This window comes from Micromonospora sp. NBC_01405 (genome assembly GCF_045040155.1).
GTDB lineage: Bacteria > Actinomycetota > Actinomycetes > Mycobacteriales > Micromonosporaceae > Micromonospora.
Genome location: NZ_CP109532.1, coordinates 4,548,338 through 4,560,172 on the forward strand (window position 1 = coordinate 4,548,338; position 11,835 = coordinate 4,560,172).

Genomic DNA, 11,835 nt, shown 5'->3' on the forward strand with positions numbered 1-11,835 from the left:
CCCGTGGTGATCCGACGCGTACTGGCACCCCGCATCGACTTCGGCGCGCTGCGCCGCGAGCTGGGCTTGCCCGAGCAGTTCCCGCCCGTGGCGCAGCGCGAGGCCGAGGCGGCGGCAGCCGCCCCGCCCCGTGCCGCCGCCGACCGCACCGACATCCCGTTCGTCACCGTCGACCCGGCCACCTCGCGGGACCTCGACCAGGCGATGCACCTCGCCCACCGTCCCGGCGGTGGCTTCCGGGTCCGGTACGCGATCGCGGACGTCGCCGCCCACGTGCGCCCCGGCGGCGCGCTGGAGGAGGAGACCTGGCGGCGGGGGCAGACCGTGTACCTGCCCGACGGCAACGTGCCCCTGCACCCGCACACCCTGAGCGAGGGCGCGGCCAGCCTGCTGCCGGGCCAGGATCGGGCGGCCGTGGTGTGGACCGTCGACCTCGACCCCGACGGCGGCACGGTCGCCGTCACGCTGGAACGCGCCCTGGTACGCAGCCGCGCCAAGCTGGACTACGCGGGCGTCCAGGCCGACGCCGACGCCGGGCGGCTGCCCGAGCCGATCGCTCTGCTGCCCGAGATCGGCGCCCTGCTCACCGCGCGCGGACTGCGCCGGGGCGCGGTGAACCTGCCGCTGCCGGAGCAGGACGTCGAGGCGGACGGCGACGGCTGGCGGCTGGTGCTGCGCGGGCCGGTGCCGATGGAGGACCACAACGCCCAGATCTCCCTGCTCACCGGGATGGCGGCCGCCGACCTCATGCTGGCCGGCGGGATCGGGCTGCTGCGCACCATGCCGGCGCCGAAGCCGGAGGCGGTGGCCCGGCTGCGCACCGCAGCCGCCGCGCTCGGCGTCGACTGGCCGGCCGGTGTGGGCGTGGGCGACGTGCTCGCGGGGCTGGACGCCTCGAAGCCCCGGGCGGCGGCGTTCGTCGACCAGGCGGCCGAGCTGATGCGCGGCGCCGCGTACACGGCGTTCGACGGCGGGCCGCCCGACCGGCCGGAGCACGGCGGGGTCGCCGCCGCGTACGCCCACGTCACCGCGCCGCTGCGCCGGCTGGCCGACCGGTACGCCACCGAGGTGTGCCTGGCCCTGCACGAGGGGCGGGCGGTGCCCGACTGGGCCCGGGCCGCGCTGCCGAAGCTGCCGGAGGCGATGGCCGCGACCGACCGGACCGCCGGTGCGGCCACCCGGGGCGCGGTCGAGCTGGCCGAGGCGGTGCTGCTGGAGCACCGGGTGGGCGAGACGTTCGACGCGGCGGTGCTCGACGTGGACACCCCGCCGAACGGCCAGCCGAAGCCGGGCCGGCAGCCCGGCGGCACGGTGGCCCTGGACTCCCCGCCGGTGCGGGCCCGCTGCACGGGCGAGCTGCCGCTGGGGGAGCGGGTCCGGGTCCGGCTGGTCACCGCCGACCCGGTCGCCCGGAAGGTCCTGTTCGCGCTGGCCTGAGCGCGCCACCGGCCGGTTCCAGCGAAGATTCTCACAGCGGTGGGCGCCCACCGGCGCGGCGGGCGTTCGTGAGGATCACGTCAGCGCGCCGCTGCTGGCGCTCCCGGACGGGCAGTTCCCGACCAGGGCTACCGGCGCCGGGGCAGCGGATGGCGGCGGTAGCGGGGGTCGGGTGGGCCGAAGGCGAGGGCGTTCTCGTCGAGGGCGTTGTGGACGACCAGGTCGCCCCGGGGGAAGGTGAGACCGATCGCGGCGGTCCCGTTGGCCAGGTCGTGCTTGGCTCCCCGCCACTCCAGCAGCGTGACCGCGCGCAGCTCCTGGCCCCGCAGCGCGGCCAGGTCGGGCAGTGGTTCCGCCCGCCAGGCCAGCCGGAAACCGGGCCAGGCGGGCCCGTCGAACGGGCACACCGAGTTCCAGGTGACCGAGAGGTCGTCCAACTTCTGGTGGTTGATCTCGACCTGCTCGCCGGCGAAGTCCAGCAGCACCGGGCAGTCGGCGAACCAGGAGTCGTCGTCCAGGTCCCAGGCCAGCCAGGCCCGGGTCAGCGGGCGCCCGGCCAGCGCCGCGAGCCGGTCCCCGTGGGCCGCCTCGACGGCCGCCCGCCCCTGGAGCCATGCCGGCCGGTAGCCGGAGATGCCGAAGTCGAACATCCCCAGATTGTGGACGCGGTGGGCGCCCGCCGGGCGCCCACCGCAACCCGCGTACCGGTCAGAAGGTGTGCTCTGCGGCGGGGAACTCGCCGCCGCGGACCTCGTCGGCGAACCGGCGGGTGGCGTCGGTCAGCGCGCCGGCCAGGTCGGCGTAGCGCTTCACGAAGCGCGGGGCCCCCCCGGTACGCAGGCCGGCCATGTCCTGCCAGACCAGCACCTGCGCGTCGGTGTCCGGGCCGGCCCCGATGCCGACGGTCGGGATCGGCAGCTCCGCGGTGATCCGCCCGGCGACCTCGCCCGGCACCATCTCCAGCACCACCGCGAACGCGCCCGCCTCGGTCACCGCCCGCGCGTCGGCGAGCACGTCGTCGGCCGTGTCGCCCCGCCCCTGCACCCGGTACCCGCCGAGGGTGTGCTCGCGCTGCGGGGTGAAGCCGATGTGCGCCATCACCGGGATGCCGGCGTCGACGATCGCGGCGATCTGCGCCGCGCAGCGCCGGCCGCCCTCCAGCTTCACCGCGTGGCAGCCGCCCTCCTTCATGAACCGCACCGCGGTGCGCAGCGCCTGCGTCGGCCCCTCCTCGTACGAGCCGAACGGCAGGTCGCCGACGACCAGCGCCTGCCGGGTGGCCCGCACCACCGCGCGGACCAGCGGCAGCAGCTCGTCGACGGTCACCGGCAGCGTCGTCTCGTAGCCGAAGACGTTGTTCGCCGCCGAGTCGCCGACCAGCAGCGCAGGGATGCCGGCGGCGTCGAAGATCGACGCCGTGTACTGGTCGTACGAGGTCAGCATCGACCACCGCTCGCCGCGCTCCTTGGCGGCGAGCAGGTCGCGGGTGCGGACCCGCCGGGTGGCCGGGCCGCCGTACAGCGCCGTCACCTCGGTCGGGGTGGACTCCACCATGACTGTCTCCTTCCTCGAGGCCGCCTTCGCGGTCCCCGGGTTCCGCCGCGATCGTCGCACCGGGCGGGCGGCGGCGGGAGGCGTCAGTGCAGGATGTCACTCCCCGGCGGCGGCGCGGGCCGGCCGCCGGGCGCCCGGGGTACCCCGCCGGATCAGCCGTCCTCGCGCCAACGGTTGGTGATCGGCAGCCGGCGGTCCCGCCCGAACGCCTTCATCGAGATCTTCGTGCCGGGCGCCGACTGCCGGCGCTTGTACTCGGCGGTGTCCACCATCCGCAGCACCCGGTCGACGACCGCCGGGTCGTGGCCGGACTCGACGAGCCCGGCCCGGCCGAGGTCGCCGTCGACGTACCCGATCAGGATCGGGTCGAGAACGTCGTAGTCGGGCAGTGTGTCGCTGTCGAGCTGGCCGGGGCTCAGCTCGGCGCTCGGCGGCTTGCCGATCGAGTTCTCCGGGATCGGCGGCGTCTCGCCCCGGCGGGCGGCGTCCGCGTTGCGCCACTTCGCGAGCCGCCAGACCAGCGTCTTCCACACGTCCTTGATCGGGTTGAACCCGCCGACCGAGTCGCCGTACAGGGTGGAGTAGCCGACCGCCAGCTCGCTCTTGTTGCCGGTGGTGAGGACGAGGTGGCCCTCCTGGTTCGACAGCGCCATCAGCAGCACCCCGCGCACCCGGGCCTGGAGGTTCTCCACCGCCACCCCGGACAGCGACAGGTTCGCCAGGTAGGTGTCCACCATCGGTTGGATCGGCTGCACCCGGTAGTCCAGCCCGGTGCGCTTGGCCAGGTCCTCCGCGTCCTCACGGGAGTGTTCCGAGGAGTGCTGGCTGGGCATCGACACCCCGACCACCCGGTCCGGGCCGAGCGCGTCGACCGAGAGGGCCGCCACCACCGCCGAGTCGATGCCGCCGGAGAGCCCGAGAACCACCGACGGGAACCGGTTCTTGTCGACGTAGTCGCGCAGGCCCAGCACCAGCGCCTGCCACACCTCGGCCTCGTCGGCCGCCGGCTGGATGATCCCGCCGACCGCCACCTCTCCCGGGGCCGGCGGCAGCAGGTCGCTGACCTTGGCGCGCACGATCCGCATCCCGCCTTCCAGCTCCCCGGCGCCGCCGACCGGCTCCGGCGTCGCCGGCAGCTCGACGTCGTGCAGCAGCAGGTGCTCGACGAACTGCGGGGCGCGGGTCAGCAGCGTCCCGTCCGCGCCCACGATCATCGAGTCGCCCTCGAAGACCAGCTCGTCCTGCGCGCCGACCATGTTGACGTACGCCACGGTGGCGCCCGCCTCGGCGGCCCGGCGGCGCACCAGCGGCAGCCGGACGTCGTCCTTGTTCAGCTCGTACGGCGAGCCGTTGATGGTGACCACCAGGCCCACCCCGGCCTGCCGGGCCACCGCGAACGGGCCGCCGGCCTGCCACAGGTCCTCGCAGATGGTCAGTGCCACCTCCACCCCGCCGATCCGCACCACGGTCAGCGTGTCGCCCGGGACGAAGTAGCGGTCCTCGTCGAACACGCCGTAGTTGGGCAGGTGGTGCTTGAAGTAGGTGGCCACCACCTCGCCACGGTGCAGCACGGCGGCGGCGTTGCGGGCACCGTGGCCCGGCTTGGCGTCGGCGCTGACCTGCGGCGGGCCGTCCGCGTCCAGGTAGCCGACCACCACCGGCAACTCCCCGAGGCCGTCGGCGGCCAGGTCGGCGGCGAGGCGGCGCAGCGCGGCCTGGGACGCGGCCACGAAGGACCGACGGAAGACCAGGTCCTCAACCGGGTACCCGGTCAGCGTCATCTCCGGGAACAGGACGAGCTGGGCGCCGGCGTCGGCGGCCCGCCGGGTCCACCGGCGGACCAGGCCGGCATTGTCATCGAGGTCGCCGACGCTCGGATTGACCTGGGACAGGGCGAGACGCAGGGTGGGCATGCCCTCATCTTGCCTCAGCCGGACGGGCCCGACACGGCGGGCGGCCGGGAGACGGCGGCTACCGGCCCGGGCGTCCCGGGGCCTCGCCGCGGGCCCGTGGGAACAGGTCCGCCGGCCCGCCCACCAGGTGGCGGGACACGACAGGACGCGGCCCGGAAAGGTCGCGTAACGTCTGCGTAAAGGACCCGGTGGAGACTGGGCGGGAAGCCCGGCCGGTGATGGGCAACAGTGTCGCGAGGGGTGGAAGTGGACCGTCAGCAGGAGTTCGTCCTCCGTACGCTGGAAGAGCGGGACATCCGGTTCGTCCGGCTGTGGTTCACCGACGTGCTGGGCACCCTCAAGAGCGTCTCGGTCGCGCCCGCCGAGCTGGAGGCGGCCTTCGAGGAGGGCATCGGGTTCGACGGCTCGGCGATCGAGGGCTTCGCCCGGGTCTTCGAGTCCGACATGGTGGCCATGCCCGACCCGACCACCTTCCAGGTGTTCCCCTTCGAGGGCGGGGCGAGCGGCGAGAGCGCCCGGATGTTCTGCGACATCCTGCTCCCCGACGGCGGCCCGTCCTGGGCCGACCCCCGGCACGTGCTGCGCCGGATGCTGTCCAAGGCCGCCGAGAAGGGCTTCACCTTCTACACCCACCCCGAGATCGAGTTCTTCCTGCTGGAGAACGGCCCGCAGGACGGCTCGGTGCCCGTCCCGGTCGACACCGGCGGCTACTTCGAGCACACCACCCACGCGGTGGCCCGGGACTTCCGCCGCCAAGCCGTGCTGGCCCTGGAGCGGATCGGCATCTCCGTGGAGTACAGCCACCACGAGGTCGCCCCCGGCCAGCAGGAGATCGACCTGCGCTACGCCGACGCGCTGACCACCGCCGACAACATCATGACCTTCCGGCACGTGGTCAAGGAGGTGGCCCTCTCCACCGGCGTGCAGGCCAGCTTCATGCCGAAACCGTTCACCGACCAGCCCGGCAGTGGCATGCACACCCACCTGTCGCTGTTCGAGGGGGAGCGCAACGCGTTCCACGACGGCGCTGACCCGATGAAGCTGTCGAAGGTGGCGAAGTCGTTCATCGCCGGGCTGCTCACGCACGCCCGGGAGTACACGGCGGTCACCAACCAGTGGGTCAACTCGTACAAGCGGCTCTTCCCGCAGGCGCTGCCGGACCGGATCACCGAGAGCCCCGCGTACGTCTGCTGGGGGCACCTGAACCGGTCCGCGTTGGTCCGCGTCCCCGCGTACGGCAAGCCGAACTCGGCCCGGATCGAGGTCCGCTCGCTGGACTCGGCCACCAACCCCTACCTGGCCTTCGCGATGATGCTCGGTGCCGGCCTCAAGGGCATCGAGGAGGGCTACGAGCTGCCCCCGGGCGCCGAGGACGACGTCTGGTCGCTGAGCAGCGCCGAGCGCCGCGCCATGGGATACGAGGCGCTGCCGGAGAACCTGTCCGAGGCGATCGACGTGATGGCCGGCTCCGAGCTGGTCGCCGAGGTGCTCGGCGAGCACGTCTTCGACTTCTTCCTGCGCAACAAGCGGTCCGAGTGGGAGCAGTACCGCCGCGAGGTCACCCCCTACGAGCGGCAGCGCTACCTGTCGCTGTAGGGCTCACCGCCGGCGCGGGCTGCCGGGGGTTGCGGCGGGCCGCTATCGTCTCGATCACCGCGCCGGCACCCCCGCCGGGCGGTAGGTGGTCGGGAGGCAGTCGGTGCTGGAGGACCTGCTCAGCGGAGCCTGGCAGAGCGTCGTGTTCGGGGTCGTCGGGGTGGGTCTGATGGCGGCCGGCTTCGGCCTGGTCGACCTGCTCACCCCGGGCAAGCTGCGCGAGCTGATCTGGGTGCGGCGCAACACCAACGCCGGGCTGCTGCTCGCCGCGAACCAGCTCGGCATCGCCGGGATCGTGTTCACCGCGATCCTCACCAGCTACAGCGACTTCGCCAAGGGGCTGGCCTCCACGGTGATCTTCGGGCTGATCGGCCTGCTGGTCATGGCGCTGGCCTTCTTCGTGCTGGACCTGCTCACCCCGGGCCGGCTCGGCGAGGTCATCTGCTCCGACGAGCCGCACCCGGCCGCCTGGATCAGCGCCGCCACCCACTTCGGGGCCGCGCTGATCGTCTGCGCCTGCATCGCCTGACGCGGCCCGGCCCTCGCCCAGCCCCGCCTGACCCGGCCTCGTCGCACCCGGCGGCTAACCTGCGGGCGTGAACCGAACGGACCGCCTCTACGCACTGGTCGAGGAGCTGCGGGCGGTGTCGCCCCGGCCGCGCAGCGCCCGCTGGCTCGCCCACCGCTTCGAGGTCAGCTCACGCACCATCGAGCGCGACATCGGCGCGTTGCAGCAGGCCGGGGTGCCGATCTGGGCGGAGACCGGCCGCACCGGCGGCTACGTCGTCGACCGCGCGCACACCCTGCCGCCGGTCAACCTCACCGCCGCCGAGGCGGTGGCGATGGCCGTGGCGCTGCACCGCCTCGGCGGCGGCCCGTTCACCGAGGCGGGAGCCACGGCCCTGCGCAAGCTGCTCGCGGTGATGCCGCCCGCCGACGCCGCCGAGGCCCGCCGGCTCGCCGGCCGGGTGCACCTCATCGGCGGTGGGCCCGCCGCGCCCGTCCCGGCCGCCGTCGCCGGCGCGGTCACCGCCCGCCGGGTGCTGCGCCTCGGGTACGCCGACCGGGCCGGGGCCGTCACCGAGCGGGTCGTGGAGCCGCTGGGTTTCCTCGGCAACCCCTGGCACTGGTATCTGCTGGCCTGGTGCCGGCTGCGCGACGGCCTGCGCGCGTTCCGGGTGGACCGGATCGGCTCGGTGACGGCGCTGCCGGAGCCGGTCACCCGGGAGCTGCGCCCCGACGAGCTGGACATCCCACAGCGGATCGTCCGCCAGCTCACCCTCGCCTGAACTCGCGATGGCCGGGTCCGGACCCGCGACCGCCGGGCGGCGGGGGATCGGCGGCGGGGCGGGGCACCGCTGGGCGGGGCGGCCGATCCCGGCTGACCGCCGGGAAACACCGACAGGACGGTGTCGCGGGACAGGTCGAGGCTGATCTCCGACGGCACCGGTCGACCGGCCGGCGCGGCGCACGGGAGGCAGACATGACCACGACCAACGCGATCACCTGGTTCGAGATCGGCACCGACCGGCCCGAGGAGGCGGAGCGCTTCTACGGGGAGCTGTTCGGCTGGGCGTTCGAGGAGCAGGGGGCGCCGGGCCGGTCGTACCGGGTGACCGACGGCCGGGACGGGGGGATCGGCGGGGCGATCCGCGCGTCCGACGGCAGCACGCCGAACTACGCGATCTTCTACGCCCAGGTCGCCGACGTGGCGGACGCCTGCCGGCGGGCCGAGGCGGCCGGTGGCAGGGTGCTGGTGCCGCCGCGCGGCGCGCCGAGCGGGCTGACCTTCGGCCACCTGGCCGACCCGGCGGGGAACCACTTCGGGGTGTTCACGCCGCCCGCCCCGTAACCGTCCTGTCCGGGCGGACGGGACGGGATCCGAGACGTCGGGACCCCTCCCCGGTCGGCGCGCCGGTGCGCGGCCCCACCCCGACAGGGGCGGGGCCGCGCGGGCGTCACTTGCCCTTGGCCTGGTCGCCCTTGCCCGGGCCGCCGTGGCCGTGACCCCGGTCGCCCCCGCCGGGGAACACGCCCGCCTCGGCGGCCTTGGTGATGGCGTCGGCCTGCTCCTGGGTCAGCTTGCCGTCCTTGACGGCCTGGTTCAGCCGCTCCTTCAGCGCGGCCTGCCGGTCGGCGGCGTCGGGACGCTCGCCGCGCTCCGGCCGGTCGGCCTTGTTCTGCTCGCGCACCTTGTCCAGGGCCGCGGTCACCTTGTCCTTGGAGACCCCCAGCTCCTTGGCGAGCGCCTCGGCGAACTCGGACTGCCGGTCGGCCCGCTGCTGCTGCCGGTCGGTGCCCTCGCTGCTGCTCGCGCTCGGGGTCGAGCTGTCCTCGGCGAACGCGACGGCCGGCGCCGCGATCCCCACGGTGAGTACGCCTGCCGCCGCGAGGCCGGCCAGCAACTGCTTCTTGGAAATCGTGCGGGACATTCGCTCTCCATTTCGTTGCTCGGATGGGATGACATCACCGACAGTGACGGGGTGAGCTGGGTAAGGGCCGTGGTGACCCTGTCAGCGAGCTGAAAATCGGGTTTCGAATCGGGGACAAACCGGTTGCCACGGCACGGCCCGGCATACAGGGTGGATCGAGTCGAGCAGACAGACAGGCGGGCACCCATGATTACCCCCACCATTCGAGAGACCGTCCTGCCGGACGCGGGCTGCGGGCCGTACGGGATCACCGCCGGGCCGGACGGCGCGCTGTGGCTGACCCTGGCCGGCACCGGCGGGATCGCCCGGGTGACCGCCGACGGCGCGGTGCGGGCCCACCCCGGCGACCCGGCGAGCCGCCCGCTGATCATCACGACGGGCCCGGACGGCGCGTTCTGGTTCACCCGCTCCGGGGACGACCGGATCGGCCGGATCACCACCGCCGGGGCGGCGACGTCGCTCGCGCTGCCGGCCGGCACCGCACCCTGCGGCATCGCCGCCGGCCCCGACGGGGCCCTCTGGTACGCGGGGATGAGCAACGACACCGTGGGCCGGGTCGGCACCGACGGGACGGTCACCGCGTACCCGTTGCCGGTCAGCGGCGGGTTCCCGTCGATGATCACGGCGGGGCCGGACGACGCCCTGTGGTTCACCCTCAACCAGGCGAACGCCGTCGGCCGGATCGCGCTGGACGGCGCGGTGACCCTGCACCCGCTGCCCACCGACGCCGCCGGGCCGGTCGGCATCACGCTCGGCGTCGACGGGGCCCTCTGGTTCGTCGAGATCGCCGCCGGTCAGCTCGGCCGGATCACCCCGGACGGCCGGATCGAGGAGTACCCGCTGCCGGACCGGGCCGCCCGGCCGCACGCGATCGTCGCGGACCCGGCCGGCGGCTGCTGGTTCACCGAGTGGGCGGCCAACCGCATCGGCCACGTCACCCCCGACGGCCGCGTCGACGCGTACGACCTGCCCACCCCGGACTCGGAGCCCCACGGCCTCGCGGTCCTGCCCGACGGCACGGTCCACGCCGCCCTGGAACGCGGTGCGGTCGCCCACCTGACCCCCTGAGGGGTCAGCGGACGGCCGGCGCGACCGTGAGGGTGCCGGCGTCGGCGTCGAGGGTGGCCGGGACGCCCACGCCGACCGTGAGCTGGCCCTGGCCGTGGCCGATCGGGAGGCCGCCGAGGACCGGGACGCCGAGGTCGCCGAGGCGCTCGGTCAGCACGTCGGCGACGCTGGTGTCCCACTCGTCCGCGCAGCCGGTGAACTGCCCGACGGCCACCCCGGCCAGGCCGTCCAAGGCACCGGCCCGGCGCAGCTGGGTCAGCATCCGGTCCACCTTGTACGGGGGTTCCTGCACGTCCTCGACCAGCAGCACCGCCCCGGTCAGGTCCGGCATGTCCGGGGTGCCCAGCGTGGCGACGAGTAGGCAGAGGTTGCCGCCGAGCAGCGTCCCGGTGGCGCGGCCGGCGACCCGTACGCCGAACGTCTCCTCCCCGGCCACGGCGGCGACGGTGACCGGCTCGGTGGTCATCAGCGCGGCGTGCAGCGACTCGGCCGAGCGCAGCGGGGTGCGCTCGTCCAGCCAGGCCGCCCCGGGGCCGTGCACGCCGGCCAGCCGGGCGCCGCGCCAGAGGGCGAGCTGCAACGCGGTGATGTCGGAGAAGCCCGCCACCACCTTCGGGTCCCGGCGCACCGCCGCCATGTCGACGGCGTCCACCACCCGCTGCGCGCCGTAGCCGCCCCGGGTGCAGATCACCCCGCGCACCGACGGGTCGGCGAACGCCGTGTTCAGGTCGGCGGCGCGCAGCTCGTCCGACCCGGCCAGGTACCCCTGCCGGGCGTACGCGTTCGGCGCGAGCACCGGGCGCAGCCCCCAGCCGGTGAGCAGCTCGATGCCCCGGGCCACCCGCTCCGGCCGGATCGGCCCGGACGGGGACACCAGCATCACCGTGTCCCCGGGGCGCAGGACCGGTGGGCGCAGGACGGCGTCGTCGGTGATCACAGCCGCAGAGCCTAGCCGCCGGCCGGGACCCCGGGCCGGCCCGTCGACGCCCGGCCGCTGTCGCCTCGGGGAGCACCGCGCCGAGGCGTTCCGGGCCGCGGCCGGCGTACCCGATAGCCTCGACGGCGTGGCAACCGCGCTGGTGATCGAGAACGACCCGACCGACGACGTCCGCCGCCTGGGCGAATGGCTGGTGGAAGGAGGCCTGGAGCTGCGGGTGCTGCGCCCGCACGCCGGGGACGAACTGCCCGCAGACCTCGACGGGTACGTGGCCCTGGTGGTGCTCGGCGGCGAGCAGAAGCCGTACCCGCTGCCCGACGGCACCCTCGGGGCCCCCTGGTTCCCGCAGCTGGAGGGGCTGCTGCGCAAGGCGGTCCGGCACCGGGTGCCCACCCTCGGCATCTGCCTCGGGGCGCAACTGCTGGCCACGTCGCACGCCGGCGTCGTCGAGCTGAGCCCGTCCGGGCCCGAGGTCGGCCCCACCGTGGTCGGCCGTCGGGACGCCGCCGAGACCGACCTGCTGTTCCGGTACGTGCCGCTGATCCCCGACGTGTTCCAGTGGCACGCCGACGAGATCACCGAGCTGCCGCACGGGGCGACCCTGCTGGCCGCCTCCACCCGCTACCCGCACCAGGCGTTCCGGCTCGGCGACCGGGCCTGGGGGCTCCAGTTCCACATCGAGCCCGACACCGCGATGATCGCCGACTGGGCCACCGACTCCGCCCTGCTCGACCAGCTGGGCTACGACCCGGAACTGGTGGTGGCCGCCTGCGACCGGGTGATGGCCGACATCGAGGAGGTGTGGCAGCCGTTCGCCATCCGGTTCGCCGCCCTCGCCCTCGGTGAGCTCAGCGGCGACGGCGTCCGACGCAACCTGCCCCTGCTCGGGCACTGACCC

General features: G+C 74.6%; 12 protein-coding genes. 7 read left to right on the forward strand and 5 right to left on the reverse strand.

All coding sequences use genetic code 11. The features are described 5' to 3' along the window. Positions 1-3: 3 nt before the first annotated feature. Entirely contained in the window at positions 4-1,437 is a 1,434-nt protein-coding gene (locus OG559_RS19950) for an RNB domain-containing ribonuclease (protein WP_405105845.1), read from the forward strand. Between the two features lie 128 nt (positions 1,438-1,565). On the opposite strand, the gene OG559_RS19955 is transcribed toward OG559_RS19950, so the two are convergent. The 3 genes from OG559_RS19955 to OG559_RS19965 form a co-directional block, all read right to left on the reverse strand. After that, positions 1,566-2,087 carry a hypothetical protein gene (locus tag OG559_RS19955; protein ID WP_405105847.1) on the reverse strand — a complete coding sequence of 174 codons (522 nt, stop codon included), beginning with the start codon at positions 2,085-2,087 and terminating at the stop codon, positions 1,566-1,568. 58 nt (positions 2,088-2,145) lie between these two features. After that, positions 2,146-2,991, reverse strand: a complete 846-nt coding sequence (gene panB / locus OG559_RS19960; protein ID WP_405105849.1) for a 3-methyl-2-oxobutanoate hydroxymethyltransferase — start codon at positions 2,989-2,991, stop codon at positions 2,146-2,148. A 152-nt stretch (positions 2,992-3,143) separates the two neighbouring features. Beyond that, positions 3,144-4,904 carry an NAD+ synthase gene (locus OG559_RS19965; RefSeq protein WP_405105851.1) on the reverse strand — a complete coding sequence of 587 codons (1,761 nt, stop codon included), beginning with the start codon at positions 4,902-4,904 and terminating at the stop codon, positions 3,144-3,146. A 246-nt stretch (positions 4,905-5,150) separates the two neighbouring features. On the opposite strand from OG559_RS19965, the gene glnA reads away from it, so the two are divergent. The 4 genes from glnA to OG559_RS19985 all read left to right on the forward strand — a co-directional run bounded on the left by glnA (position 5,151) and on the right by OG559_RS19985 (position 8,352). Next, positions 5,151-6,500, forward strand: a complete 1,350-nt coding sequence (gene glnA, locus OG559_RS19970; protein ID WP_405105853.1) for a type I glutamate--ammonia ligase — start codon at positions 5,151-5,153, stop codon at positions 6,498-6,500. A gap of 103 nt (positions 6,501-6,603) precedes the next feature. Further along, complete coding sequence (locus OG559_RS19975; protein WP_396671066.1) at positions 6,604-7,029, forward strand: DUF350 domain-containing protein; 426 nt, start codon at positions 6,604-6,606, stop codon at positions 7,027-7,029. 67 nt (positions 7,030-7,096) lie between these two features. Further along, positions 7,097-7,789 carry a helix-turn-helix transcriptional regulator gene (locus OG559_RS19980; RefSeq protein WP_405105855.1) on the forward strand — a complete coding sequence of 231 codons (693 nt, stop codon included), beginning with the start codon at positions 7,097-7,099 and terminating at the stop codon, positions 7,787-7,789. A gap of 194 nt (positions 7,790-7,983) precedes the next feature. After that, positions 7,984-8,352 carry a VOC family protein gene (locus OG559_RS19985; protein ID WP_405105857.1) on the forward strand — a complete coding sequence of 123 codons (369 nt, stop codon included), beginning with the start codon at positions 7,984-7,986 and terminating at the stop codon, positions 8,350-8,352. 106 nt (positions 8,353-8,458) lie between these two features. On the opposite strand, the gene OG559_RS19990 is transcribed toward OG559_RS19985, so the two are convergent. Beyond that, entirely contained in the window at positions 8,459-8,932 is a 474-nt protein-coding gene (locus OG559_RS19990) for a hypothetical protein (RefSeq protein WP_405105859.1), read from the reverse strand. Positions 8,933-9,118: 186 nt separating this feature from the next. Here OG559_RS19990 and OG559_RS19995 point away from each other — a divergent pair, with 186 nt between their 5' ends. Then, a complete protein-coding gene (locus OG559_RS19995; protein ID WP_405105861.1) occupies positions 9,119-10,000 on the forward strand; it encodes a virginiamycin B lyase in 882 nt (293 codons plus the stop codon). A gap of 4 nt (positions 10,001-10,004) precedes the next feature. Here the strand turns inward: OG559_RS19995 and OG559_RS20000 are convergent, their stop codons facing one another. Next, positions 10,005-10,937, reverse strand: coding sequence for an LD-carboxypeptidase (locus tag OG559_RS20000; protein WP_405105863.1), 933 nt, complete (start codon positions 10,935-10,937; stop codon positions 10,005-10,007). 127 nt (positions 10,938-11,064) lie between these two features. Here OG559_RS20000 and OG559_RS20005 point away from each other — a divergent pair, with 127 nt between their 5' ends. After that, positions 11,065-11,832: a type 1 glutamine amidotransferase gene (locus OG559_RS20005; RefSeq protein WP_405105864.1), complete on the forward strand. Its 768-nt coding sequence runs from the start codon at positions 11,065-11,067 to the stop codon at positions 11,830-11,832. Positions 11,833-11,835: the final 3 nt, after the last annotated feature.

Coding starts and splice junctions, on each gene's coding strand:
- OG559_RS19955 (WP_405105847.1), bottom strand. CDS start 2,087: ATGTTCGACTTCGGCATCTCCGGCTACCGGCCGGCATGGCTCCAGGGG.
- panB (WP_405105849.1), bottom strand. CDS start 2,991: ATGGTGGAGTCCACCCCGACCGAGGTGACGGCGCTGTACGGCGGCCCG.
- OG559_RS19965 (WP_405105851.1), bottom strand. CDS start 4,904: ATGCCCACCCTGCGTCTCGCCCTGTCCCAGGTCAATCCGAGCGTCGGC.
- OG559_RS19985 (WP_405105857.1), top strand. CDS start 7,984: ATGACCACGACCAACGCGATCACCTGGTTCGAGATCGGCACCGACCGG.
- OG559_RS19990 (WP_405105859.1), bottom strand. CDS start 8,932: ATGTCCCGCACGATTTCCAAGAAGCAGTTGCTGGCCGGCCTCGCGGCG.
- OG559_RS19995 (WP_405105861.1), top strand. CDS start 9,119: ATGATTACCCCCACCATTCGAGAGACCGTCCTGCCGGACGCGGGCTGC.